The sequence below is a fragment of the Microbacterium aurantiacum genome (genome assembly GCF_002872075.1).
Classification (GTDB): Bacteria; Actinomycetota; Actinomycetes; order Actinomycetales; family Microbacteriaceae; genus Microbacterium; species Microbacterium aurantiacum_A.
Genome location: NZ_PGGU01000016.1, coordinates 79,533 through 103,146, shown reverse-complemented (window position 1 = coordinate 103,146; position 23,614 = coordinate 79,533). Strand labels below are relative to the sequence as shown.

The 23,614-nt window shown below is 69.1% G+C and carries 20 protein-coding genes; 11 read left to right on the top strand and 9 right to left on the bottom strand.

The window, feature by feature from the left end:
* The first annotated feature begins 35 nt into the window (after nucleotides 1–35).
* Entirely contained in the window at nucleotides 36–1,058 is a 1,023-nt protein-coding gene (locus CUR96_RS11205; protein ID WP_102193399.1) for a LacI family DNA-binding transcriptional regulator, read from the top strand.
* An 18-nt stretch (nucleotides 1,059–1,076) separates the two neighbouring features.
* Here the strand turns inward: CUR96_RS11205 and CUR96_RS11200 are convergent, their stop codons facing one another.
* Nucleotides 1,077–2,363 carry a glycoside hydrolase 5 family protein gene (locus tag CUR96_RS11200; protein ID WP_102193398.1) on the bottom strand — a complete coding sequence of 429 codons (1,287 nt, stop codon included), beginning with the start codon at nucleotides 2,361–2,363 and terminating at the stop codon, nucleotides 1,077–1,079.
* 141 nt (nucleotides 2,364–2,504) lie between these two features.
* Between CUR96_RS11200 and CUR96_RS11195 the strand changes: the two genes are divergently transcribed.
* The 7 genes from CUR96_RS11195 (at nucleotide 2,505) to CUR96_RS11165 (ending at nucleotide 13,995) form a co-directional block, all read left to right on the top strand.
* Nucleotides 2,505–3,803: an ABC transporter substrate-binding protein gene (locus CUR96_RS11195; RefSeq protein ID WP_102193397.1), complete on the top strand. Its 1,299-nt coding sequence runs from the start codon at nucleotides 2,505–2,507 to the stop codon at nucleotides 3,801–3,803.
* A 62-nt stretch (nucleotides 3,804–3,865) separates the two neighbouring features.
* Complete coding sequence (locus CUR96_RS11190; protein ID WP_102193396.1) at nucleotides 3,866–4,753, top strand: carbohydrate ABC transporter permease; 888 nt, start codon at nucleotides 3,866–3,868, stop codon at nucleotides 4,751–4,753.
* Nucleotides 4,750–5,691: a carbohydrate ABC transporter permease gene (locus CUR96_RS11185; protein ID WP_102193395.1), complete on the top strand. Its 942-nt coding sequence runs from the start codon at nucleotides 4,750–4,752 to the stop codon at nucleotides 5,689–5,691. The genes CUR96_RS11190 and CUR96_RS11185 overlap by 4 nt, the downstream gene beginning before the upstream one ends.
* Complete coding sequence (locus CUR96_RS11180; RefSeq protein ID WP_102193394.1) at nucleotides 5,688–8,963, top strand: glycoside hydrolase domain-containing protein; 3,276 nt, start codon at nucleotides 5,688–5,690, stop codon at nucleotides 8,961–8,963. Before CUR96_RS11185 ends, CUR96_RS11180 begins: the two co-directional genes overlap by 4 nt.
* 46 nt (nucleotides 8,964–9,009) lie before the next feature.
* The gene (locus CUR96_RS11175; RefSeq protein WP_219721980.1) at nucleotides 9,010–10,242 is read left to right on the top strand and encodes an endo-beta-N-acetylglucosaminidase H; all 1,233 of its coding nucleotides are present in this window, start codon (nucleotides 9,010–9,012) and stop codon (nucleotides 10,240–10,242) included.
* Between the two features lie 201 nt (nucleotides 10,243–10,443).
* Nucleotides 10,444–13,434: an alpha-mannosidase gene (locus CUR96_RS11170; RefSeq protein ID WP_102193392.1), complete on the top strand. Its 2,991-nt coding sequence runs from the start codon at nucleotides 10,444–10,446 to the stop codon at nucleotides 13,432–13,434.
* Between the two features lie 117 nt (nucleotides 13,435–13,551).
* Entirely contained in the window at nucleotides 13,552–13,995 is a 444-nt protein-coding gene (locus tag CUR96_RS11165) for an MmcQ/YjbR family DNA-binding protein (protein ID WP_245861209.1), read from the top strand.
* A gap of 102 nt (nucleotides 13,996–14,097) precedes the next feature.
* On the opposite strand, the gene CUR96_RS11160 is transcribed toward CUR96_RS11165, so the two are convergent.
* From CUR96_RS11160 to CUR96_RS11150, 3 genes are read right to left on the bottom strand one after another with little or no spacing between them, the layout of a single operon-like run.
* Complete coding sequence (locus tag CUR96_RS11160; protein ID WP_102193391.1) at nucleotides 14,098–14,760, bottom strand: hypothetical protein; 663 nt, start codon at nucleotides 14,758–14,760, stop codon at nucleotides 14,098–14,100.
* Nucleotides 14,757–15,218 carry a MarR family winged helix-turn-helix transcriptional regulator gene (locus CUR96_RS11155; RefSeq protein WP_102193390.1) on the bottom strand — a complete coding sequence of 154 codons (462 nt, stop codon included), beginning with the start codon at nucleotides 15,216–15,218 and terminating at the stop codon, nucleotides 14,757–14,759. The genes CUR96_RS11160 and CUR96_RS11155 overlap by 4 nt, the downstream gene beginning before the upstream one ends.
* Before the next feature lie 39 nt (nucleotides 15,219–15,257).
* Complete coding sequence (locus CUR96_RS11150; protein ID WP_102193389.1) at nucleotides 15,258–15,848, bottom strand: hypothetical protein; 591 nt, start codon at nucleotides 15,846–15,848, stop codon at nucleotides 15,258–15,260.
* Nucleotides 15,849–15,982: 134 nt separating this feature from the next.
* Here CUR96_RS11150 and CUR96_RS11145 point away from each other — a divergent pair, with 134 nt between their 5' ends.
* Together CUR96_RS11145 and CUR96_RS11140 are read left to right on the top strand one after the other, a co-directional pair.
* On the top strand, nucleotides 15,983–17,215 hold the full coding sequence (locus tag CUR96_RS11145) for a glycosyltransferase (RefSeq protein WP_102193388.1): 1,233 nt from the start codon (nucleotides 15,983–15,985) through the stop codon (nucleotides 17,213–17,215).
* Between the two features lie 2 nt (nucleotides 17,216–17,217).
* Entirely contained in the window at nucleotides 17,218–18,447 is a 1,230-nt protein-coding gene (locus tag CUR96_RS11140; protein ID WP_102193387.1) for a glycosyltransferase family 4 protein, read from the top strand.
* Here the strand turns inward: CUR96_RS11140 and CUR96_RS11135 are convergent.
* From CUR96_RS11135 to CUR96_RS18615, 3 genes are read right to left on the bottom strand one after another with little or no spacing between them, the layout of a single operon-like run.
* On the bottom strand, nucleotides 18,432–18,971 hold the full coding sequence (locus CUR96_RS11135) for a hypothetical protein (RefSeq protein ID WP_102193386.1): 540 nt from the start codon (nucleotides 18,969–18,971) through the stop codon (nucleotides 18,432–18,434). The genes CUR96_RS11140 and CUR96_RS11135 overlap by 16 nt on opposite strands.
* A 34-nt stretch (nucleotides 18,972–19,005) precedes the next feature.
* Nucleotides 19,006–19,641 (bottom strand): LysE family translocator, encoded by a 636-nt coding sequence (locus tag CUR96_RS11130; protein ID WP_102193385.1) that lies wholly within the window; start codon nucleotides 19,639–19,641, stop codon nucleotides 19,006–19,008.
* Nucleotides 19,642–19,678: 37 nt separating this feature from the next.
* Nucleotides 19,679–19,840 (bottom strand): hypothetical protein, encoded by a 162-nt coding sequence (locus CUR96_RS18615; RefSeq protein ID WP_180969010.1) that lies wholly within the window; start codon nucleotides 19,838–19,840, stop codon nucleotides 19,679–19,681.
* A gap of 87 nt (nucleotides 19,841–19,927) precedes the next feature.
* Here CUR96_RS18615 and CUR96_RS11125 point away from each other — a divergent pair, with 87 nt between their 5' ends.
* Nucleotides 19,928–20,905, top strand: a complete 978-nt coding sequence (locus CUR96_RS11125; protein ID WP_102193384.1) for a GlxA family transcriptional regulator — start codon at nucleotides 19,928–19,930, stop codon at nucleotides 20,903–20,905.
* A 19-nt stretch (nucleotides 20,906–20,924) separates the two neighbouring features.
* Here CUR96_RS11125 and CUR96_RS11120 read toward each other — a convergent pair whose 3' ends face one another.
* Together CUR96_RS11120 and CUR96_RS11115 are read right to left on the bottom strand one after the other, a co-directional pair.
* Complete coding sequence (locus tag CUR96_RS11120) at nucleotides 20,925–22,781, bottom strand: discoidin domain-containing protein (RefSeq protein WP_102193383.1); 1,857 nt, start codon at nucleotides 22,779–22,781, stop codon at nucleotides 20,925–20,927.
* Between the two features lie 98 nt (nucleotides 22,782–22,879).
* Nucleotides 22,880–23,587, bottom strand: coding sequence for an NRDE family protein (locus tag CUR96_RS11115; protein WP_102193382.1), 708 nt, complete (start codon nucleotides 23,585–23,587; stop codon nucleotides 22,880–22,882).
* Nucleotides 23,588–23,614 lie beyond the last annotated feature (27 nt).

The following is a 23,614-nucleotide window of genomic DNA, read 5'->3' as shown; positions in this document are numbered from 1 at the left end:
GCTCCGGAACAGGCCTGAATCGCTACAGTTGGGGCATGTCCAAGGCGAAGCGCGTCACCATCACCGACATCGCGCGGCTCGCCGGGGTCTCGCCCGGTGCGGTGTCCTTCGCCTTGAACGGCCGCCCGGGGGTCAGTGAGCAGACGCGGCAGCGCATTCTAGAGATCGCGGAGCAGCATCAGTGGCTGCCGAGCTCGGCGGCCCGCGCGCTGGTCGGTTCCCGCGCCGGGGTCATCGGCTTCGCCGTGAACCGCTCGGCGGGGACGCTCGGCGCCGAGGCCTTCTTCACCGACCTCATCGCCGGCGTGCAGTCGGCCCTCGCCACGAATCGCATCGCGATGCAGATGGTGCTCGTCGCCTCACTCGAGGAGGAGGTGGCGACCTACCGTCGCTGGCGCAGCGCCAATCAGGTCGACGGTGTGATCGTGATCGACCCGCGCGATGACGACCCGCGTCTCACCGTGCTGCGCGATCTCGACCTTCCGGCCGTCGTCATCGGCAGTCATGCCTCGGACGACGCGCATCCGGCCACGATCTGGCTCGATGACAGTCAGGTCGCGCATGCCCTCTTCGACTACCTGGCGGCGCTCGGGCATCGTTCGATCGTCTACGTCGCGGGTCCCGCCGAGTTCCAGCACACGCGGATGCGCACCGAGGTGCTCGTCGGGCAGAAGGATCGCGGCGTGACCGGAGAGGTGATCGCCACTGACTTCTCGCCCAGCGAGGCGGCGAACGCCATGCGACGACTGCTCAGCCGCCGCGAGCGCCCGTCCGCGGTGGTCTTCGACAACGACGTCATGGCGATCGCGGGCCTCCGCGTCGCCCAGGAGATGCGGGTCTCCGTGCCGGGCGATCTCTCCATCGCGTCGTTCGACGATTCGGTCGTCGCGGGTCTCGTGCATCCGTCGATCACGTGCATCACGCGTGACACTTTCGGGCTGGGTGCGGATGCCGCGGACTTCCTGCTCGAGCAGATCGACTCGGTCGAGATCCTGCCCGATCGCGTCGGGCCGTTGCCCGGTCTCACGGTGCGCGAGAGCACGGCCGCGCCGCGCTGATCCGCCAAGAAGCACCGGTCAGACGACGGTGTTCTGAGAGGTGTACTCGTCCCCGCGGAGCGCCGGACGCACGAGTTCGGTGATGCCCCGCGCGGTGAGCACCTCGGGCCTGGCGGCATCCACCGACGTCACGAACGCGGCATCGACACCGGCCTCGCAGGCATCCACCCAGGCCTGGAAGATCGAGCCGCCGGGGCTCATCGCTCCCCGGCTGAGCGGAATCTCATCGTCGTCGACCTCGACGACGATGCCGAGCGAGCGTTCCGGAGCCGCCTGCCGCTGGCGCAGCTCGGGGATGAGTTCGGCGAAGCGGCGCCCGATGGGCTTCGCGACGCCATCCTGATCGACGAGCCCCAGGGTGTACTCGAGCTCGGGAAAATCGGCCAGCGAGCGGCTCACGTCGTGCGAGCACCACCAGGTGACGCCCCAGAGGTTCTCGGTCCGGGCGGCCGAGCGCACGGTCGCCTCGAGGAAGTCCGGAGTCTCCTCCGGCGTCAGGCAGTTCGACGGCGCGCCGACCTCCTGCAGCCAGATCGGGCGATCCGGATCGGTGGCGAAGCCGCGCGCCAGTTCGATCATGTACTCCGCATGGCGATCGGATGCCACGGACCGGCCCCCGTACTTCTGCGCGGTGCCGTTGAAGATCCACGAGTGCACGGTGCTCATCGCGCCCAGGCGAGTGGCGAGCGCCGGGGTGAAGCCGTGACCGTCCATGTACCAGGCGGCGTCGTACTCGCTGTGCACGTGCTGCTGCGCGGGGGCGGCCCTCTGCGCGGCATCCAGCAGGGTGGTGATCCAGTTCGCCGCCTCGGCCTCGGTGACCGGCCAGGGGGAAGGGTGGGTGGATGCGGAGAACTGATTCGTCTCGTTGCCCAGCGTGAAGCCCAGGAAGTTGCCGGCGCCGCCGAGCCGCTCGCCCAGCCGCTCGACGAGCGCGACCTGGCCGCTGAGCGCGTCCGGGTGCGTGAACATGTTCTTGTCGTGCCAGGTGAACAGCCACGACGGGATGAAGTCGAAGCTCGACAGGTGGCCCTGGATGACGTCGACGCTCGCGTCGAGTCCGAACTCGGCGGCGACGTCGACCACGGCGCGGACATCGTCGACGGCCTCGGCGCGGATCAGCGTGCGGTTGGGCTGAAGCACCGTCCACAGCGGGAAGATCCGCACGTGGTCGAGGCCGAGATCGGCGAGGGCGGCGAAGTCGCGTCGCACCTCGTCGAGGTCCAGCGACATCCACGCATGCATCCACTGGGAGCGCGGCGTGTAGTTGGCGCCGAAGCGCAGGGGGGCGATCGACTCGGTCATCGCGATCCTTTCCGGGGCGCCGCCGGAGGCTGGACAAGGTGGCGACCGTGTGGCATAGTTCAGATACTATATCGTTTTAGTAAAGGGATGCCACCCGGCTCGTGAGCGGCACCCTTGGGCCACTTCGAAGGAGAAACGTCCATGACGATCAGAAAGACGCTCGCCGTCGGCATCACCGTCTCGGCTGCACTCGCACTGTCCGCCTGCACCGGAGGCACGGGTGGAACGACCGGCGCCAGCGGGCCGGTCGACACATCCGGCGAACTGTCCGGCACCATCCAGTTCCAGACCTGGTCACTGAAGAACGAGAAGTTCACCCCGTACTTCGAGGACCTCATCGACGCCTTCGAGGCGGAGAACCCCGAGGTCACCGTGGAGTGGATCGACCAGCCCGGCGACGGCTACCAGGACAAGATCCTCAGCCAGGCGAACTCGAACACGCTCCCCGACGTCCTGAACCTGCCCCCGGACATCGCCTTCCCGCTCGTGAAGGCGGGCAAGCTCCTCGACCTCGCGGTCGCGGATCCCGCGCTCGAGGAGAAGTACAACGCCGGCGCCTGGGAGGCCTACAGCAAGTTCAGCGGCGTCGAGGGAAGCTACGGTCTGCCGTGGTATCTCGGCAGCGACCTCTCCTGGTGGAACATGGAACCGCTGCAGGCGTACGGCGTCACGGAGGAGAACCTCCCGGCCGACATCGACGGATGGCTCGATCTCAGCAAGCAGGTCGCCACGGAATCGGGCGGCAAGGTGCAGCTGGTGTCGTCGATGCCGGGGCTGGACACCTTCATCGCCGCCGGCCTGGACGTCATGGACGAGGGCGGCACGTTCGTCTTCAACACCGACGAGGCCGCCGAGATCGTGCAGAAGTACGCCGACGCGTACGCCGCGGGCGCCATGCCGCCGGAGGCGCTGACCGGAACCTACTCGGGCAACGCCGAGATGTTCCTGCAGGGCAAGGTCGCCTACTCCACCGGAGGCTCCGGCTTCGCCGGCGACCTGCGCACCAAGGCCCCGACTCTTCTCGAGCACACCATCGCGACGCCGCGTCCGGGTGTCCCGCCGCTGTTCGTCCAGGGCCTCAACGTCTCGGCCGATTCGAAGAACAAGGAGGCGGCACTGGCCTTCGCCGAGTTCGCCACCAACGAGGAGAACCAGGTCGCCTTCGTGCAGATCGCCACCGGCTTCGCCCCCGGCACGGCCGAAGGGACAGAAGAGGTCGCCGCCGCGGTCGCCGATTCGGTCGACCCGGCCCAGGCTCAGGCCATGGAGGTCATGTTCGCGGCTCTCGGCGACGCCAAGGCCACGCCCTTCCAGTGGACCGGCGCGATGACCGACTACCTCAACCAGCAGATGGCGCTCGCGATCCGCGGCGACATCAGTGCCCAGGAGGCGCTCGACAAGATCGTGGACCACGCGAACGAGAACCGCATCGACCAGTAGGCCGTTCGGCACTCGCTGATCGACCATCCCTCGAGAACACCAGCACCCGCAGGAGGCGGAGTATGAGATCGCACAGACGGTTCACACCATGGCTGCTCGTGGCTCCCGCCCTCATCTGGGTGCTGGTGTTCTCGTTGTGGCCATTCCTCAACACGGTGGTGCTGAGCTTCACCGACGCCAGGCCCCTGCGGCCCGTCGAGCCCGTCGGTTTCGCCCAGTACGAGCGGCTCCTGTCGGACGAGCAGTTCGGCTACGCCATGATCACGTGCCTCATCTACGTGGTCGTGTGCGTGCCGCTGCTCACCGTGCTGCCGCTGATGCTGGCGCTGCTGGTCGAGAAGAACGTGCCGGGCATCGCCCTGTTCCGGACGACGTACTACTTCCCCGTCATCGCCTCGGCCGTCGTGGTCGCCCTCATCTGGAGCTGGCTGTTCGACAGTCGCGGCGTGATCAACCAGGCGCTCGAATGGATGGGCGTCGTGGACCAGCCGATCGCGTTCCTCGTCGATCGCTGGTGGCTGCTCGGCTGCGCCATCCTGCTCACGGTGTGGAAGGGCATGGGCTACTACATGGTCGTCTACCTCGCGGCTCTCGGGAACGTCGGCAAGGACCTGCACGAGGCGGCGATGCTCGACGGCGCCAGCAGCTTCCGTCGCTTCCTCAGCGTCACCATCCCCAGCGTGCGCGGAGCGGTGCTGCTCGTCTCGGCTCTCATCGCCGTCTCGGCGATGCGCGTCTTCACCGAACTCGACATCCTCTCGAACGGCACCGGCGGGCCCGGCGGATACGACATGTCGATCGTGATGCTCATCCGCCAGGTGGGCTCGGGGCTGAACGGAAACCTGGGCTATGCCGCCGCGATCAGCGTCGCGCTGTTCCTGCTGACCCTGCTCCCGCTGGTCGGGATCGCGATCATGAACCGCGAGAAGAAGGCGAAGGTGCTGGCATGAGCACCGCGACCGAACCACGCACTCAGGACTCGGCTTCCGAACACCCGGGTACCGAGCCGCAGCGCCTGCGCAAGGAGCGCAGCTTCCGCCGCAACGGATCGGGCGACTTCAGCAAGCCGACGCTCGCCGGACTCATCCTCCGGTACGTGCTGATGATCGGGGTGCTGCTGCTCGTCATCGGCCCGTTCATCTGGCAGCTCTCGACCTCGTTCAAGGGTCCGGGCGAAGACCTCTACACGTTCCCGCCGAACCTGATCCCGGCTCAGCCGACCATCGAGAACTACGGCACGGTGACCGACATCGTCCCGGTGTACACCTACGCCTGGCACTCGCTGCTGGTGGCGGTCGGCTCCGTGATCACGAACGTGGTGCTCTCGGTGTTCGCCGGCTACGCGCTGGCCTGCATGAAGTTCCGCGGAAAGTTCATCGTGCTCGGCATCCTGCTGTCCACCATGCTGCTCCCCGGCGAGGTGACGATCACCAGCAACCTGCTGACGATCAACGCGCTGGGACTCGCGAACACGCTGTGGGGCGTGTTCCTGCCCGGCGCGATCGCGGCGATGAACGTGCTGCTGATCGCGACCGCCTGCCGGATGATCCCCAAGGACGTCCTCGATGCCGCCACGGTCGACGGCGCCACGACGTGGCAGCGCATCCGCCACATCGTGTGGCCGAACGTGCGCGGCATGGCCAGCGTCGTCGCGATCTTCACCTTCATCGGGGCCTGGGACGACTACCTGTGGCCGCTGATGGTGCTCACCGACCCGGCGAATTACACCCTCACCGTCGGCATGGCGTATCTGAACAGCAACTTCTCGCCGGACCCGCGCCTGATCGCGGCCGGCACGATGGTCGCGCTCATCCCGATCATCGTGCTGTTCTCGATCATGCAGCGCTTCTTCTTCAAGGGCGTGCAGGAGGGCGCCGTCAAGGGATGACCGCGGCGGCACTGGTCCCGGCCGATGGGCCCGCGGACCCGCCTTCGTCACGCCCCGGATCCGGGGTCCTCGGCGGTCAGGTGCTCGCCTACCGGTTCGACCCCTCCCTCGGGATCCAGCACGTCGACGTGCCCGGCCTCGACGGCATCGCGATCGACGACGACACCGTTGTGCACTGGGCGTTCTACGCAGACGGCGCCGACGCCGTGCACGCACCTCACGCCGCACTCGCCGTCACCGTGGACGTCGTCTTCGACGACGGGACGCGGATGTCGGATGAACCGCGTACCCGTGATCGATACGGGTTCGGGATGGATGCCGCGTCGCAGTTCGCCGCCGCCTGGTCGATGCCCGAGCAGTGGAACGCCGACACCGTCTCGCTCGCGCCGTGGGCGGGGCGTCGCGCACGGGTCGTCGTCGTGCTCGGCACCGACGACGTCGCGGTGCGCCGCTCGGCCGAGGCGAACGGCTTCGTCGAGGTCGTCGCCGAGCGTGCGCCGGCGGCGGCCGGCGAGAGTCCGGCCGATCGTGTGGACACCCGCCGCGGCAGCCACTCCGGTTCGCGGTTCTCCCGGGGCAACACCATCCCGGCGGTCGCCGTCCCGCACGGGTTCTGCTTCGTCACGCCCGCGACGGATGCCGCGGACTCCCGGTGGCCGTACCGCCCGTTCGTGCACGACGATCCGGCCGGTCGCCGGCTCGAAGCCGTGCAGTTCTCGCATCAGCCGAGCCCGTGGATCGGTGATCGCGGGGTGCTGCAGCTCATGCCCTTCACCGGTCAGGCGGCATCCGATCGAACGGCCCGCCGGCACTGGATCGTGCGGGGCACCGAGCGTGCGCGGCCGCACGAATACGCGGCGGATCTCGTCGATGGATCCCGTCTCGAGGTGACAGCGACGGACCACGGCGGTGCCTTCCGGATCAAGGCCGGGCCGGACGCGAATGTCGGGTTCATCATCGATCAGCTCACCGACGATGGAGCGCTGCGGTTCCACGACGGCGGGGCGGCTTTCGAGGGCTGGATCGCGGAAGGCCCTGCGGACTGGGGCAACGCCCCGCGCACGTACTTCGCGGGATATGCGCTCGGCGGTGTGGCCGGATCCGGATCGCTGCACGACGCGGGTCGCGGGAAGGTGGCCGGATACGTCGCCGGGACCGGCGTGCTCGAGGTGCGGGTGGCGCTGTCGTTCCTCTCCCTGGAGCAGGCCCGTCGGACGCTCCACCGAGAACTCGGCGCGGAGACGTCGTTCGACGATCTCCGCGACGCGCTGCGGATGCAGTGGGATGACCTGCTCGGGGCGGTGTCGCTGCCGCCGGCGTCGGCACCGGGGGGCGACGACGCGAGACATCGCGCCCTCGCCGACGCCGAGGACCGCGCCCGACTCGCGAGCGCCCTCTATCGCCTGCACCTCTACCCGAACAGGGCGTCGGAGGATGTCGACGACGGTGGCGCTCTGGTGCGCCAATTCGCCGATCCGATGGTCGCGGCCGGTCCGCACGGCGACGACGAGACCGGCGCCCCGGTCCGCGAGGGAGAGCTGTTCGTCAACAACGGCTATTGGGACACGTACCGCACATGCTGGCCGACACTCGCGATGCTCGACCCAGAGCACACCGGCCGGATGCTCGACGGTCTGCTGCAGCAATGGCGAACGGGCGGGTGGATGCCGCGTTGGAGCGCACCCGGCTACGTCGACTCGATGGTCGGCACGTCGAGCGACCAGATCTTCGCCGACGGCGAGCGCTGGGGCGCACGGTTCGACGCGGGTGAGGCCTTCGAGAGCGCCTGGCGCGACGCGTGCGAGCCGAGCGCGGACTCCCGCTGGGGACGCAAGGGCATCGCCCGAGGCCGCTTCCGCGGGTACATCGAACGGGAGATCCCCGAGGGGATGAGCTGGAGCCTGGAGAACGCCATCAGCGATGCCGCGATCGCCCGCCTCGCCACACGCCTCGCCGACGGCCTCGATTCGCTCCCGTCGCAAGATGTCCCGGTATTCGGCGCGGAAAGCGGGACGATTCGCGACGGGAGCGCCGCTCGACGGATGCGCGCGGCCCGGTATCGGGCGTATGCCCGGTACTTCGAGAACCGGGCGCGGTCGTACCGGATGCTGTTCGATCCCGAGCACGGCTTCTTCCGCGGCCGGGATGCCGACGGGGCATTCGGTCAGGGGGCGTTCGATCCACGCGTCTGGGGCGGCGACAACGTCGAGACGAATGGCTGGGGCATGTCGGTGAGCGCTGTGCACGACGGCCATGGCCTCGCGGCCCTCTATGGGGGTCCGGCCGGCCTGCGCGCGCACCTCGACCGGCTGTTCGCCGAGCCGGAGACCGGCGACGAGGCTTTCGGCGGCAGCTACGGCACCGTCATCCACGAGCAGCGCGAGGCTCGCGCCCTGCGCAGCGGCATGTGCGCGATCTCGAACCAGCCGGCTCATCACATCCCGTGGATGCACGTCTTCGGTGACCAGCCGTGGCGCGCGGGCGCCGAGGTGCACGGTCTCGCTCGTCGTCTCTTCGCCGGCGCGATGATCGGCCAGGGATTCCCCGGCGACGAGGACAACGGCGAGATGAGCGCCTGGTGGCTGTGGGCCGGGCTCGGACTGTATCCGCTCGAACTCGCCTCGGGGATGCTCCGCATCGGCTGCCCCCTGTTCGACGACATCGTGGTGCGGCGAGCGGGCGGGGTCGAGCTGCGGGTGCGTTCGCACCGCTCTGTCCCGGATGCTCGCTATCTCGTCGCCGCCCGCCTCGACGGCGAAATGCTCGACCGCGCTGAGCTCGAGATCGACGCCCTCGTCGACGGCGCCGTCCTCGATCTCGAATTCTCGGACTCCGCCGAGGAGGCCGCCGCGAGCCCGCTGTGGCAGCGCGCCGTGGCCCCACCCGATCCGTGGCGCGCCGACCTCACGACCGCCGCCGGCGCGCCGATCGGCGACGCCGCCCTGTTCGACGACGCCGCCGACTCACCCGTCTCGCTCGCGCCGGGCGACTCCGCCGGCTGGCGATTCGGCGAGCCGCGGCGGGTCACCGACGTCACCCTCACGGCCGCGGCGGAGACGCCCGAGCACGCCCTGACGTGGGAGGCCAGCGACGACGGCATCAGCTGGCGCGTCGTCACCACCACGCACCACGAGCCGCTGCTCGCCGACCGCACCACGCCGTTCACCTTCACCGCTCCGGTCAGCGCGCGGATGCTCCGAGTGCGGGCGACGGACGCGGTCGACCTGCGGCAGCTCGAGCTGTTCGACCTCGGGAACGCGGAACCGGCCTGAGCCACGAGACCACCACGATGCAACGAAGCAGAGAGGAATCACGAGAATGAAGCAGTCCCACCCCTATCCGTCCGTCTCCCATCCGCGGAGGATGCGCGCGGCGCTCGCCGCAGCCGCCCTCGGCATCGCCGCCGTCGGCATGTCGCTGACGGCGACCGCCGCCACGGCATCCGTCGAACCGACCCCGCCGGTCGACGACCCGAAGCGTGTCGTCTACGTCGAGGTGAACAGCAACGACATGTCGAACGTCGCCGACTACACGCTGGAGGGCACGTTGCGTCCGGCGTTCGACATCGCCGTGATCTTCGCCGCCAACATCAACTACGACACCGAGAAGGGAGCGGCCTACCTGCACCTGAACGAACGCGTCACCGAGACTCTGGAGAACGCCGACAGCCAGATCCGCCCGCTGCAGCAGCGTGGCACCAAGGTGCTGCTGTCGGTTCTCGGGAACCACCAGGGCGCCGGGATCGCCAACTTCACGTCGCGAGAAGACGCCGCCGCCTTCGCCGACGAGCTCGCCGCGGTGGTCGATCAGTACGGCCTGGACGGCATCGACTTCGACGACGAATGGTCGAAGTACGGCGAGAACGGCACGGCGCAGCCGAATGAGAGCTCGTTCGTCCACCTCGTCGACGAGCTTCGTCAGCGTCTCGGCGACGACAAGCTGATCACCCTGTACAACATCGGACCGGCGGCCGAGGCCACCGAGTTCGACGGCATCCGTGCCGGAGATCTGCTCGACTACGCGTGGAATCCCTGGTACGGCTCGTGGGACGTGCCGCAGATCCCGGGTATGGATGCCGGGCAGCTGGCCGCGGGAGCCGTCGACCTGACCCGCACACCGCAGGCGACGGCGGCGGCGTTCGCCGAGCGCACGGTCGAGGAGGGCTTCGGGGCGCTGGTGACCTACAACCTCACAGCCGGTGACCACTCCGGGTACATCTCGAGCCTCACCGAGCCGCTCACCGGTCACGCCACGGCCCACCGGGCTCCGTGGTACGACGTGGACGTCGAGGCGGCGGCGACCTGTGCCGGCGGTGACGTGAAGCTGAAGGTGCTCGTCGACAGCGCGGATCCCGAAACGCTCAGCGCGGAGGTCATCTCGTCGATCGGCACACGCTCGTCCACCGGAATCGTCGCGGGGGAGCCGCGCGCGATCGTGCAGCACGCCAAACACGGCGCTGTCGCCGACGGTTCGCTGACCGTGCGGATCATGGGAGCCGAGGGCGGAACGGCCGAACTCGCCCTGCCGTACCAGGTGCCCGCCTGCCGCTAGACGCGGCTGCGAGGCAGCGCCTCGAGGCGATCGTCCCGTCGGTGAGTGGTGGCACTCGACGGGACGATCGTCGTCGGCGCGCGGAGCCTCACGGACGTGACTCCACGGCCCTCGGCCGGTAGCGTCGACCCCGGCACCCTGTCCTAGAATCAATTACTAGATCGTTTTAGTCACCCGTCCAGCTCGGAGACCCAATCACCCATGCATGACGACACCTCGCTCACCATCGGACGCGTCAAGCGCGTGCTCGACGAGCGCATCCGCCCGGCCATCCACTCGGCATCGACGCCGCTGGCGGTCGAGATCCACGAGCTGCCCGGCGAGCCGATCAGCCCCGTCGACGGCCTCGCGCTCGACTACGCGCCGACGACAGTGCCCGCCCAGTGGGGGCCGGCCTGGGGGACGACGTGGTTCAAGCTCACCGGCCAGGTGCCGACGGAGTGGGCCGGTCGTCGGGTCGAGGCGGTCATCGACCTCGGCTTCGACATCAACATGCCGGGCTTCCAGTGCGAGGCGCTCGTGTACCGGCCTGACGGGTCGCCGGTGAAGAGCATCAACCCGCGCAATCAGTGGCTGCCGATCGCCGAGCGGGCGCATGGTGATGAGCCGGTCGAGCTGTACCTGGAGGCGGCCGCCAACCCGGTGCTGCTGGACTACCACCCCTTCCTGCCGACGCAGGAGGGCGACATCCTCACCTCGTCTCCCGAGCCGCTGTACCGCACGCGACGCATGGACCTCGCCGTCTTCGAGCAGGACGTCTTCGAGCTCTCCCTCGACCTCGATGTGCTCTTCGAGCTGCAGGCCGAGCTCCCGCCGACGTCCCCCCGCCGCATGCAGATCCTGCAGGCGATGGATGACGCGCTCGACGTGCTCGATCTGCAGCGCATCGCCGAGACGGCATCCGACGCCCGCGCCCGTCTCGAGAGCGTGCTCGCCGCACCCGCCGAGGCCAGCGCGCACCGCATCTCGGCGATCGGCCACGCGCACATCGACTCCGCCTGGCTGTGGCCGGTGCGTGAGACGATCCGCAAGGTCGCCCGCACCTCCTCGTCGATGACGACGCTGCTCGAGGAGCAGCCGGAGTTCCAGTACGGCATGTCCAGCGCGCAGCAGTACGCCTGGCTCAAGGAGCATCGCCCCGAGGTCTTCGAGCGGGTCAAGGCTGCGGTCGCCGACGGCCGTTTCCTGCCGCTCGGCGGCATGTGGGTCGAGTCAGACACGGTGATGCCGACGGGGGAGTCGCTGGTGCGCCAGTTCTCGTATGGCCAGCGCTTCTTCGAGCGCGAGTTCGGCATCCGCTCCAAGGGCGTGTGGCTCCCCGACAGCTTCGGCTACTCTCCGGCGCTGCCGCAGCTGATGCGCCGTGCCGGGTTCGAGTGGTTCTTCACGCAGAAGATCTCCTGGAACCAGCAGAACGTCTTCCCGCACCACACGTTCCTGTGGGAGGGCATCGACGGCTCGCAGGTGTTCACTCACTTCCCGTCGATGGACACGTACAACTCGCAGCTGAGCGGCATGGAGGTCGCCAAGGCGTCGCGCCAGTTCAAGGAGAACCGGCTCTCCTCCCGCTCGATCGCCCCGGTCGGCTGGGGCGACGGCGGCGGCGGCACGACGCGCGAGATGACCGGACGTGCTCGCCGTCTGAAGGATCTCGAGGGCAGTGCGCGGGTGGAGTGGGAGCACCCCGACACGTTCTTCGACGCGGCGAAGGCCGAGCTGCCGCATCCGGCGGTCTGGGTCGGAGAGCTGTACCTGGAACTGCACCGGGGCACCCTCACCAGCCAGCACGGCACCAAGTCCCGGCACCGCTGGGCCGAGCACGCGCTCGTCGAGGCGGAGCTGTGGGCGGCGACGGATGCCGTGCGCACCGGCGCCGCATACCCTGCGGCCGAACTCGATGAGCTGTGGGAGCGGGTGCTGCTGCACGAGTTCCACGACATCCTGCCCGGCACCTCGATCGCGTGGGTGCACCGCGAGGCGGTCACCGTGCTCGAGGACGTCATCACCAGGGCGCGCGTCATCTCGGATGCCGCTCGCCGCTCGCTCGCCGGAGAGGGCGAACTCGAACTCGTCTTCTCGCCGTCCTCCGTCAGCGGACCGCTGCCCCTGGGGGCTGCCGTCGCGGCACCGGTCACGGACCGGGTCGCCGTCGACGACAGCGGCGATGGCATCCTGCTGGAGAACGGCCTCGTGCGCGTGCGCATCTCGGACGAGGGGCTCATCGTCTCGGCCGTCGATCTCGCCACAGGCCGCGAGGCCGTGGCATCCGGTCGCGCAGCGAACCTGCTGCAATTGCACCAGGACTTCCCGAACATGTGGGATGCGTGGGACATCGACCGCTATTACCGCAACAGCGTGACCGACCTGCGCGATGTGACCTCGCTGTCGGCCCGGCTGACGGATGCCGGGGCCGAGGTCGTGGTGGTCCGGGAGTTCTCGCAGTCGACCATCACGCAGACGCTCACTCTCGCGCCGGATTCCCGCACCGTGAAGATCGTGAACGACATCGACTGGCGCGAGACCGAGAAGCTGTTGAAGCTCGCCTTCCCCCTCGACGTGCAGGCCGCGCACTCCGAGGCGGAGACGCAGTTCGGCTACCAGGCGCGGGCGACCCACACGAACACGAGCTGGGAGGCCGCGAAGTTCGAGACCTCCATGCACCGTTTCGTACTGGTGCGCGAAGCCGACTTCGGGGTCGCACTCGTGAACGACTCGATCTACGGCTACGACACCTCGCGCGAAGTGTCGGACGATGCGGTCACGACGACGGTCCGCCTGTCGCTGCTGCGCGCACCGCGCTTCCCCGACCCCGACACCGATCACGGCCGGCACGTCATCACGACGGGTATGGTCATCGGCGCCGGTCCCGCCGAGGCCACCCGCGCCGGCATCGAGCTGAACGCGCCCGCCGCAGTGGTGCGCGGTGCACGGGATGTGTCACCGCTCGTCTCGGTGCAGGGTGCCGGCATCGTCGTATCCGGCGTGAAGCTGGCCGACGACGGCTCTGGCGACGTCATCGTGCGCGTGTACGAGTCGCTCGGTCGTCGTGCCTCCGGCGCGCTGGCGGTGGACTTCGAGCACCGTGAGGTGCGCGAGGTCTCGCTGATCGAGGATGCCCTGGACGAGCCGCGCATCGGCGGCGAGCTGCAGCTGCGCCCCTTCGAGGTGCGCACGCTCCGCATCGTGCGCTGAGGGGGATGCGTTTCTGACCTCGCACCGTGTTCGCCCCGGTGCGAGGTCAGAAAAGCACGGGAAACGGCTCGCCGGGATGCCTTTTCGACCTCGCACCGTCCGGGAGGTGCGGTCCTTGTGACCGCCGTCGGTCTGGAGGACGATGACGAGATGGCGACGATCGAGGACCTGCGAGAGATCGCCCTCGCGCTCCCCGGCGTGGAGGAGCGGGTCAACGGCCACACCGGGGGACCCGCCTGGCGAGTCGCGAAAGGCGACATCGCGTGGATGCGCGGGCCGAGCGCTCGTGATCGCGCGCAACTCGCCGAGCGCGAGCGGTCGTGGCCGGAAGGCCCTGTGATCGGTGTGCGCGTCGCGAGCCTGGAGGAGAAGGAGGCACTGCTCGCAGCCGAGCCGGAGTTCTTCTTCACGATCCCGCACTTCGACGGCTATCCCGGCCTGCTCGTGCGCCTCGAAGACGTCGATCGGGAGCGGCTGGCCGAGATCATCGACGATGCGTGGCTGGTGCGGGCCCCGGCCAGGGCGGCGAAGGCGTGGCTCGCGGAGCGTGGGCTGGACTGAGCCCGCGCTCATGGCCGGCCAGTGCGTGGTCAAAATCGCATCGCAAAGCCTCCGCGGAGATGCGGAATCGACCTTGCACTCGGGAGGCGTCGCCGCGTGTGCTCAGTCGGTGACCAGGAACGGCCGCGCCGCGTCGAGGAACGCCCGCGGATCATCGGCCCACAGGCGGATGCGGGTCACCAGGTGATCTCCGCCCTTCGGCGCGAGCCCGGGCAGTCGCACCGCGAAAGGCCGCTCGAGCTCGATCTCGAGGTTCGTCTCGTTCTGCATCCGCTCGGCGTATTCAGCGCCGGTCTCGGTCTCGGTGATCCGAGGCTGCTTCGGCTCGTCGACACGATGGCCGATGGCGACCGAGGCGATCGCCTCCCATGGCACCGGCACGTCGACCTCCAGTCCGCTGCGCACCCGAATGCCGTCCGGACCGACCGAGTGCGGGCGCATCAGCATGGCGCAGAGGAGGCCGAGCATCCACGTGACGCCCCAGATCCCGAGGATCAGGATCGTGATCCGCACGACCGGCCACTGATGCACGATGAGGTCGAGGATCGGGATCTCGACGGCGGAGAGCCCGATGAAGATGAACAGGATCGTGAGCACCGGACGGTGGTAGCCGATTCCGGTGCCGCCGGCAGGGATCGCGGGGCGGCGTGCGATCGCGCGGCCGATGCTCGAGTACACCCGCAGCTCGGCGATGAGCGCGCGATGCAGCATGCTGAGGACGCGCGCTGTGCGCGAGGGCGCGGAGCTGCGGGTCTGGGTGGTCATGGCGCGGTCTTCTCGGACGCGGTGGCCGCTGCATCCGCGACGAGGGCCTGCAGGTGAGTGGCGATCGCGGTGACCCCCCGTTCCACGGTGTCGCGATCCGCCGGCGCGACGGCGGCGACCAGGGTGGCGTTGAGCTCGTCGTGTTCCTGCTGCATGCGCGTCATGGTCCGGGCGGCGTCCGCCGTCAGCTCCACGAGCACCGCGCGGCGATCCGTCGGGTGAGGGGTGCGGCGCACGTGTCCGGAGCCTTCGAGCGCGTCGACGAGGCCGGTGATGTTGCGAGGACTGACCTCGAGCAGTTGCGCCAGGGCCTGCTGGGTCGAGGGCCCCGCGTGCTGCAGCATCCAGAGCAGATGCACGCGGGCGGGAGTGAGTCCGGTGCCCTCGAACGCACGCGCCATGTCCTTCTGGAACAGGTCGGCGATCTGGAGCAGGCGATCCAGCAGCAACGGCGTCATGCCGTTACTTTACTACATTGTTACCTTACTTCACGATATTCAGGCAGGATCGAGCCGCAGCACGTCGGGCGACTCGCCGCCGGTCACGTCGTCGGCGATGCGGATGCTGCGGGCGAGGTCGTCCAGTGCCCCTGTCAGCGTGCCGAAGCGCTCGCGGTCGCTGCAGATCGCGGTGAGGGTCACCAGATGCGTGCCGGTGTCCCAGGTGTACGTCGTGAAGGGCGGTGACGCCGGGGCCTGCGGCACCGGCACGACCAGCTTCTCGCCGACCCCGAGGCTGCGGCTGCGGAACGACTCGGTGTCGTCGTAGTCCATCGGCATCGACGCACGTGCGATCCGCAGATCAGGGGTCAGGGCCTGAGCGGTCGCCATCGCCACGATGAGCTCCGGCTCGGCCTTCCACGTCCATACGAGCACTCGGCCGTCGGCCCGCTTCATGAGCAGCGGCGCCGCCTGGCTCATCGCCCACGCGCCGAACTTCGACCCCGGTCGCTCAGTCGCACCGAGCGCGCCGTTCACCTGGCTCAGCAGCATCCGGATCGCCGCCTTCCGATGCCGGCGGCCCTTCCAGCCCAGCGAATCGGTCACGGGGATCCACAGCGCGGGATCGGCGTCGGAGGTCAGTCGCATGCCACCACGGTACGCGGATAACGGACGCCGAGGCTGAGTGCGCCGGAATGGCGACGCTGCGCGAACAATCCCCTCGGGTAGAGTGGCCAGCGCCCCGACCAGGGCTTCCCTTGGCCGCCGTACCGTAAGGCAGCATGTCTGTGACCTCCCCCGACGATCCGATCGAGTCGATCGCCCCGTCGAGTGCCCCCACCGCCGGGCGTCCTCTGAAGATCCTGCTCGGCTGCGACACCTTCGCCCCCGACATCAACGGTGCGGCCCGCTTCGCGGAGCGGCTCGCCGCCGGTCTCGTCCAGCGCGGCCATGAGGTCCACGTCGCCGCACCCAACCAGGTGTACCGTCGTGCAAAGCCTGGTACCGAGGTCATCGAGGGCGAGCCGATGACCCTGCACCGGCTGCCATCCGTGCGCTGGCCTCCGCATGACTGGCTGCGTTTCGTGTGGCCGTGGCGCGCCAAGCACTACGCGCGCAAGGTCCTCGATCGGGTGCAGCCCGACGTCGTGCACATCCAGTCGCACATCATCATCGGCCGTGGTCTCGCCCGGATCGCCCAGGAGCGCGGCATCCCGGTGATCGCCACCAACCACGTCATGGCGGAGAACCTCCTCGACCACTCGATCTTCCCCGACGTCGTCGACCGCAACATCGTGAAGTTCGCCTGGGCCGACGGCCGGCGCACCTTCAGCAGTGCCCGCGCCGTGACCACGCCGACCCGCCGCGCCGCGGACTTCCTGGAGCGCACGATCGGCATCGAAGGCGTGATCCCGATCAGCTGCGGCATCGACCGCACGCAGTACACGCCGGTGCTCGGCGTGCGCGAGAAGAACCGGGTCGTCTTCGTCGGCCGGCTCACCGCCGAGAAGCAGATCGACGTCATCCTCAAGGCGATCGCATCGCTCGACCCGACCCTCGAGGTCACATTCGACATCGTCGGTGGCGGAGACCAGCGCAAGGCTCTCGAGCACCTGGCCGCGCAGCTCGGCCTCGCCGATCGCGTGGTCTTCCACGGGCGCATCGACGACGCGGAGCTGCGGGCGCTGCTCTCCCGTGCATCCGTGTTCGCCATCGCGTCGATCGCCGAGCTGCAGTCGATCGCGACGATGGAGGCGATGGCGTCGGCGCTCCCGATCGTCGCCGCCGACGCCGTCGCCCTCCCTCACCTCGTGCACGACGGCGAGAACGGGTACCTCTTCCGTCCGGGCGACGTCGCCGAGCTCACGGCCAGGCTGACCGACGTGATGACCGCCGAGCCCGCCGAGTACGAGCGGATGCAGCAGGCATCGCTCGACGGTGTCGTGATCCACGACATCAACCGCACCCTCGACACCTTCGAGGCGCTGTACCGCGACGAGCCGCTGCCCGCGTAGCCATGCACATCGTCTTCTTCGGCGATCAGCACCTGAACTCGCTCGGCGGTGCGCAGGTGTCGATGCGGCTGCAGCGGGAGTTCCTCGAGCGCGCCGGCCACACGGTGACCGTCGTCGCGCCGAAGATGCACGGGGCTCGGGCCGGCGACGGAGATCCCGCCCACGTCGACCTGCCGTCGATGCCGATCACGCTGGACCGCGAGTACTCGATGAGCTGGCCGGGGCGCCGCACCGACCGATTCCTCGACCGGGCGCTCCGCCGCCGATCGCCGGCCGATCTCGTGCACGTGCAGGCCGATTTCTGGGGCGCGTTCATCGGCCATCGCTACGCGCATCGGCACGGCATCCCGGTGGTGCACACCATGCACAACCGCGTCGACGTCGGCATCGCCGCGGTGACGCCGCTGCACGGTCCGGTGCTCTCGGTGCTGAACGCCTGGCGCCGCCGGGCCCTTCGCGGGATCGCAGATCCAGCCAAGGGAAGTGACGGATGGGCGTACCTGCGCGGTCTGGCAGCCGGCGCCGCTGCGGTGACGGCACCGTCGACCCACTTCGCGCACCGGCTCGAGCAGAACGGCGTCTTCGAACCGGTCGATGTCGTGTGGAACGGCATCGACGACGACGTTCGCGCGGCGACGCTCGCGGCCTCCCCTTCCGAACGTGCTCCCGGGCGTCCGCGCTTCGTCTGGCTCGGCCGGATGAGCCCGGAGAAGCGACTGCTCCCGTTCCTGGAGGCCTTCGTCGCCTCGGGGGCGGATGCCGACCTCGAGATCATCGGCGGGGGAGCGCAGCGCGCCGCAGCGGAGAAGATCGTCGCCGGACATCCGTCGGTACGGTTCTCGGGGCGTCTCACCTATCCGCAGACGCTGGCGCGTATCGCCGCAGCCGACGCCCTGGTGCAGACGTCGATCGGGTTCGAGACGCAGGGGATGACTCCGTTCGAGGCGGCCACACTGGGCACGCCGTCGGTGATCAGCGATCCCGACATCGCCGCGGAGCTCGGGGGCGGCCTGTGGGCGGTTCCGGAGGCCTCGGCGAGATCCGGGCCCGAGCGGGAGGCGCAGCGCTCGGCCGCGCTCGCCGAGACCCTGCGGCGTGCGGCATCCGACATCGCCGGGGGGACGGCGCCCAGCCCCCTGCCCGAGGTCGCGACCGCGTTCCTGCAGTCCTCGCGGACGGCGGCCATGATCGCGGTCTACGAGCGGGTGCTCTCCGCTCAGATGAATCGGTAGAGGAACGTCGCCATCCAGGCGACAACCGTGCCGATGACGCCGCTGCCGGCGATGCCGATGGCGATTCCGGCGAGCAGGTGCGGTGCGGGGCGACGCAGGGCCACGATGCCGAGGACCAGTGCGGCGCCGTATCCGATCAGCGTGATCAGACCGCTGGCGCTGGTGATGATCTCGATGGCGCCAAAGCCGGTGGTGGTGTAGAGGAGCGGTACGGCCACCGTTCCCAGCAGGCCGATCCCGAACGTGATCAGGGCGATGAGGAATGCCGCCCTGCCGAGCGGGTTGCCTGGTGCTGCGGGGTCTGGCGCACCGTAAGCGGGGTAGCCCGGATGGGGTTGGCCTGCATGCGCGTAGCCCGGGTGGATCTGGCCCGCTTGCGGCTGGCCCGGCTGCGGCTGGCCGACCTGGGCCTGACCCGGCTGGGGAGTGTGAGCCGGCGGATATGCGGGCTGCGGCGCCGCGGGCGGGTATCCGTGATCACCGGAGACGTACGGCGGAAGGGGAGGCTGCTGCGGCTCGCTCATGCGACGAGCGTAGCCCGACTGCGCGGAGCCGGCGTCAGTTCTTCGCGCCGGTCAGTGCGAGAGTTCCGCCCAGCCCGATCATCATCACGCCGCCCGTGCCCGACAGCGCGGAGATCCGGCGAGGCGATCGGGCGAACCAGGTGCGCGCGGTTCCGGCTGCGAGCGCCCAGATGCTGTCGCAGAGAAGTGCGAGCAGCTGGAAGGTCAGCCCGAGCAGCAGTAGTTGCATCCACGCAGGGCCCGCAGCGGGAACGACGAACTGAGGGAGAACGGCGACGAAGAAGGCGATCGTCTTCGGGTTCGTCACGCCGACGATGAATCCCTGCGTGATCAGCGTCAGCGCCGACGCCGGGCGGACGCCGAGCGCGTCGGCCCGGTGGTCATGGCGTTTCCTGATCGCCTGCACGCCGAGCCAGACGAGATAGAGCGCTCCGACGATCTTGATCGCCGTGAAGGCGACGACGGAGGAGGCCACGATCGCACCGACCCCGAAGGCCACGGCGAGGACCGCCGGTACTGTGCCGAGTGCGTTGCCGATGACGCTGAGCACTCCGGCGCGGCGACCGAGGGCGATCGAACGACCGATCACGAACAGAACGCTCGGACCGGGGATCACGATGATCACGACGGACGTGACGAGGAACGCCAGGAGGTTGTCGAGCGGGATCATGAGGTGACCATACACGCCGCCGGCGATCCGGGCCGGCTCAACGGTAGACGCGCCCGGATTCGGCTTGCTGGAGCGAGTCGCGGCCGGCGACGCGAGTCCAATCGGTGGGGGTCGGCCGGTAACCGTCGCGGCGTACCTCAAGGACGGTGGCGATGATCGCCCAGATGACGATGGCGGAGATGATGATGAGGAGTACCATGGCAGAAACACTACGATCGCAGCAGATCAGCCACGAGTGGCAGAAATGACTACGATCGTATGAAAACTGCCAATCCCGGGAGTGTGCATGAAGACGGTCGCCTGCGTGATCCAGGACGGGTTCGCCCCGTTCGAGTTCGGTGTCGCCTGTGAGGCCTTCGGGCTGGATCGCACGGATGACGGCGTACCCAACTTCGACTTCCGGATCGTCGCGCCGCGGGCCGGGGTGGTGCAGTCGAAGCTCGGATTCTCGGTCAACGTCGAGCACGACCTCTCCTTCGCCTACGAGGCCGATCTCGTGGTGTTCTGCCCGCTGCCTCGTGAGTACTGGTCGAAGATCGACCCGCTCCTGCTCGAGCTCGCCCGCGACGCGGTCGCACGGGACGCCTGGGTGATCAGCGTTTGCAGCGGCTCGTTCATCCTGGCTGCGGCCGGCGTGCTCGATGGCCGCCGTGCCACGACGCACTGGATGTACGCGCATGTCATGGCCGAGATGTACCCGCAGATCGACATCGACCCGGATGTGCTGTTCGTGCAGGACGACCGGATCATCACCAGTGCCGGCACCGCCGCCGGCATCGACGCCTGCCTGCATCTGCTCCGCCAGGAGATCGGCGCCGAGCTCACCAACCGCATCGCGCGCCGCATGGTTGTGCCGCCGCAGCGCGACGGCGGTCAGGCCCAATTCATCGATCGGCCGATCCCGGTGGCGCCGAGCGACTCATTCGCGGTCGTCGCCGACTGGGCGGTCGAGCACCTCAGAGACGATCTCACCGTCGACCTGCTCGCCGCCAAGGCGCTCATGTCGCCGCGCACCTTCGCACGGCGGTTCAAGGCGGAGTACGGCGCGACGCCGGCCGCATGGCTCGCGCGACAGCGCATCATCCATGCGCAGCGGATGCTCGAGCGCACAGGCCTCGGCCTCGACCAGATAGCCGAGGAGTGCGGTTTCGGTTCCGCCGCCGTGCTCCGGCAGAACTTCGCCCGCGTGCTCGGCACGACGCCCACCTCCTATCGCGCACGCTTCTCGTGCGCGGAGGAGGAGGAGGAGGCGCCGGCCGCCTGACGCCTTCGGGTGCAGGTCGCTAGCTGCAGCTCATCGATCCTGTGCGCAATGCGTGTCCGTCGGTCTCGCCGTCATCCGCCCACACGGCCGACCGCGACCCGGCGATGCACTGTGGCGCCAGGGCGAAGCCCTCGTTGTTGAGATTCGGCATGCCGATCGGCCGATCGTGGCGCGCGGTCACCGCGAAGGCACCGGAGGCGACCTTGAGCGCTGTGGCCTCGCCGTCGCAGGTGTCGTCGCACAGAGCCCACAGCGTCTTGGTGCTCGACTGGTACTCGAGCTCCATCACGGTGTCGAACCCCGAGCCGAACACGGCGAGACGGGTGTAGCTCGAACCGCCCTGATTCAGCGCGTAGGCGTACACGTCGCCCGATGCCTCGAGGCCGACGAAGAACAGCCCGGTTCCGTGATTCGCGTAGCTCGCCGGGTCGTAAGCGGCGCCGGTCCGCTGGTCGACGAAGCCGGCGGCGACGAGATCGGCATCCGGGATCCACGCGATCGACTCGAGGCCCTCGTTCGCGTCCACCGACGGCAGATCGCTCGTCAGGTTCCACTCGCGCGTCGCGGTGATGGCGCCTGAGCCGCTCGTCGCGTACTTCAGGATCGACGGACGGCTGGTGCTCTTGCTCGAGGCGTTGCGCTCGGATGCCACGAAGATGTCTGCGCCGACGACGGCGACGCCCTCGGCATCCACCGTTCCGGAGCCGTTCGGGTAGCGCAGGGTGCGCCCTCCCGACCAGCCCGAGGACGGCGCCCAGTTCGAGCCCTGCTGGGTCAGCCGGTGCAGCGTGCCGTTGCCGTTGCTGACCGCCCACAGCGCCGAACCGTCCGCGGAGAAGGCGAGACCGCTCATATCGGCGCCGAACGCGCCGGAGGAGTCGGCCGTCGAGACCAGGCTGCTGCCGGGCCACGCGCCCTCGGTCGGCTCGGTCGGGTTGCCGCCGCCCGGCGTGCCGGCGACGCCGTAGGCCTCGAGCTCGAAGAGTGAGTAGCCGTATGCGGTGCCGCGTTCGGTGGCGTTGATCCGCAGGTAGCGCCCGGTGCCGTTGAGGCCCGTGTGCTCGTCGGTCGCGCCGTCGCCCGCGGTCTCGGACGTGAGCGGCGTCCAGGTGGTGCCGTCGTTCGACATGTCGACGGTGTACCTCTTCGCGTACGCGGCCTCCCACGTGACGACGACCTTGCTCACCTTCGCGCCGGTGCCGAGGTCGACCCGGATCCACTGAGTGCCGGCGCCTTCCGCGCTGGCCCAGCGGGTGCTCGCATCCGCGTCGACGGCCTTGCCGGCCTCATGGCCCGGCGACTCGACGGAGGAGGCGACCACGGGCTTGCCTGTGGAGATCAGCGCGTCCGTCGGGTTCGGCGTGGGGGTCGGGGTGGGGGTCGTCGTGCCGGGGGTGCCGTACACCTGGACCTCGAAGAGCGAATAGCCGTAGGCGGCGGCGCGTGCGGTGCCGTGCACCCGCAGGTAGCGTCCGGCGGCGTTCAGGCCGGCGTGCTCGTCGATTCCGCCGTCGCCCGCCGCCTCGTGGGCGAGTGTCGTCCAGTTGACGCCGTCGGCCGATATCCGCAGGTCGTACTCCGAGGCGTGGGCGGCCTCCCAGTTCAGCACGACGCGTTCGACCCGCGAACCCGCGCCGAGATCGACCTGCACCCACTGGTCGTCGACCCCTTCGGCGCTCGCCCAGCGCGTGGCGGCATCGCCGTCGAAGGCGTGAGACGCCTCGAAGCCGGGTCCCTCCGTGGTCGACGAGGTCGAGGGCCGACCCTCGGAGATCAACCTGGTCGTGTCGGCCTGGGCGGCGATCGCCGCGATGCCCGTGAGGGGAATGACGATCGCGGCCGTGAGAAGGCCGAGCAGTGCTCTCCGTTGACGCATGATGCCTCGTTCTTTAAGAAAGGTTCGTTACGAACGATCATGCATCGGGTTGCCCGTGGGCGCAATGGGGGTCAGAGGTGCGGGTCCGACTCGCCGGGTCAGTGCGAGGTGGCCCAGTGGCCGGGGGAGGGAAGGATGACATCGTGTACGTCGACCCCTTCCGGAGCCACGGACGCCGTGCAGTACAGCAGCGACTGCGTGGGATAGCCGTGGGGGCGGTTGTCGCGGATGATCGCCCTGTCGTCCTGTGGATCGAGGCGCGCGGTGTCGGCAAGCAGTGCGACCCACGGATCCGCCCATTCGGCATCGTCCGCCGGCAGGCTCAGGTCGCGGAACGCCGGGAGCCAGGCGGCGATCCGCGGCGTCGCGAGATCGTCGAGATCGTCGTGCGCGATCATGTGCACACCCGCGGGCACCGGCGTCTCGCGGAGCTCCGCTCCGTCCCAGGAGAGCACTCGGGATGACTCGGGACCGATCTCGAGCAGGTTGAAACCGTGCATCGGCAGACGCGAGGCCGGCGATCGCCCGACGACGGATTCGAGGGCGAGCGAGCCGCGCGAGACCACCTGATCCTCCGGAAGGCCGAGGACGTCGGCGCGATTGAGCAGCACGGCCAGCCGGCGTTCCACGGGATTCGCGGCGAGCCATGCGCCACCGGCGCGTCGATCGCGAATGCCGATCACCCCCGGATACCGCTCCGGCCACCAGGAGCCGAGTGCATCCCACTCCCGCTCCGGGTCCTCGTCGCGCACCGCCAGCAACCGGGTCGCCCCGCCATCAGCGATGTCCATGACGACCGTGCACATGCTCGTCAGTCTAAGTCGCCCCGACGT